Here is a 1,605-nt window from a genome sequence, read left to right as displayed (position 1 = left end):
GGTCTGGCGCAGGCCAAGCTATGCGACCATCCACCGAATGATCGAGAACCCGATCTACGGCGGCGCCTACGCCTATGGTAAGACTCGTGCTGCGTCGGGATATGATGCAACAGCCATTCGCTCGCGCAGCCGCCGTAAGGCGCGTGATGAATGGCTGGCGCTGATCCCGGGTGCACACGAAGGCTACGTCGGCTGGGAAAGTGCGGGTTTCGCAAAGTCCGGGACAAGGATTTCAGTAAGTCGCGGACACGGATTTCAGTAAGTCCGGGACACGCAATTCAGTAAGTCGCGGACAAAGCCGGCGGCGGAATTGGGTCGATTTTCGTAAGCGCCGATCTGGCATTTTGCCCTCGTATTCGAAGCGAGGACATCAATGCCGAGACGGAAGCGAGCGAGACATACGAGCGTGAAGGACATCCGATCGATACTGCGGCTGACGTTCGAGCAGGGCCTGCCTGTGCGGGCGGTTTCGGAGCGTTTGAAGATCAGCAAGACGTCGGTGTCGACGTATCTGCTGCGGGCGCGGGAAGGCGGACTTGCGGTCTGGCCGCTGCCGCCTGGACTGGACGATGACGAGGTTCTGGAGCGACGGCTCTTTCGCCGAATGGGACGGCCGCCGCGCGACATCGATGAGCCGGACTGGCCGAAGATTGCAAGCGAGTTGAAGCGGAAAGGCGTGACGCTTAGTCTTCTGTGGCAGGAATATCGTGAGACCCATGTGGACGGCTATGGCTACACCTGGTTCTGCGGCCGTTTTGGCGAATACGAAAGCCGCGTCAAACCCACCTATCGCAACCGACACGTTGCTGGCGTCGCGATGGAGTGCGACTATGCTGGACACACGATCCCCATTATCGACCCGTCGACAGGAGAGATCTACGCGGCCCAGATTTACGTCGCGGTGCTGAGCGCGTCGCAATTGACGTTCTCTTATGCGAGCTTCAGCCAGAAGCTGCCGGATTGGATCGAAGCGAACCAAAGGGCCTTCAGTTACTTCGGCGGCGTGACCAAGACGACGATCTGCGACAATCTCAAATCCGCGGTTGCTAAGGCGCTTTGGTTCGAGCCGACGTTAAATGCGACCTTTGCCGCCTTCGCCGAACACTACGATACGACCATTCTTCCAGCACGACCGAAACGTCCTCGGGATAAGCCATCCGCCGAAGGTTCGGTTTTAATCGTCGAGAGGTGGGTGCTGGCCAGGCTTCGAAACGAACGCTTCTTCAGCCTTGCTGATCTCAATATCCGGATCAGCGCTTTGATCGAGGACCTCAATGGTCGCACCATGCGCCGTTACGGCAAATCCCGCCGTGCGCTGTTTGATGAGGTCGAACGCACCCAGCTCAAGCCACTGCCGGCAACACCGTTTGAGTATGCGGAATGGAAAGTCGCCAAGGTCCATCCCGACTATCATGTCGAAGTCGACAAGACCTTCTACTCTACTCCGTGCCGCACGGTCTGATCGGCAGGCGGGTCGATGTGAGACTGACCTACCGGGTAGTCGAGATCTTCTTTGACCATAAGCGGATCGCCAGCCACATCAGAAGCTCGCAGCGCTCGGGCCACATCACCGTCAATGAGCATATGCCGAAGTCCCACCAGCGC

At 58.5% G+C, this 1,605-nt stretch carries 1 protein-coding gene and 1 pseudogene; both read left to right on the top strand.

The genetic code is table 11. The features are described from left to right. The coding region (locus EOC06_RS36970) for a recombinase family protein (RefSeq protein WP_206631352.1) at window positions 1-262 on the top strand (262 nt) is incomplete at its 5' end. A 111-nt stretch (window positions 263-373) separates the two neighbouring features. After that, window positions 374-1,605, top strand: a pseudogene (gene istA, locus EOC06_RS36965) (IS21 family transposase); the annotation flags it as partial.

Source organism: Mesorhizobium sp. M7A.F.Ca.MR.362.00.0.0 (assembly GCF_004023175.1).
Classification (GTDB): domain Bacteria; phylum Pseudomonadota; class Alphaproteobacteria; order Rhizobiales; family Rhizobiaceae; genus Mesorhizobium.
The sequence above is the reverse complement of the archived record's forward strand: the minus strand, read 5'-3'. Positions and strand labels throughout refer to the sequence as shown.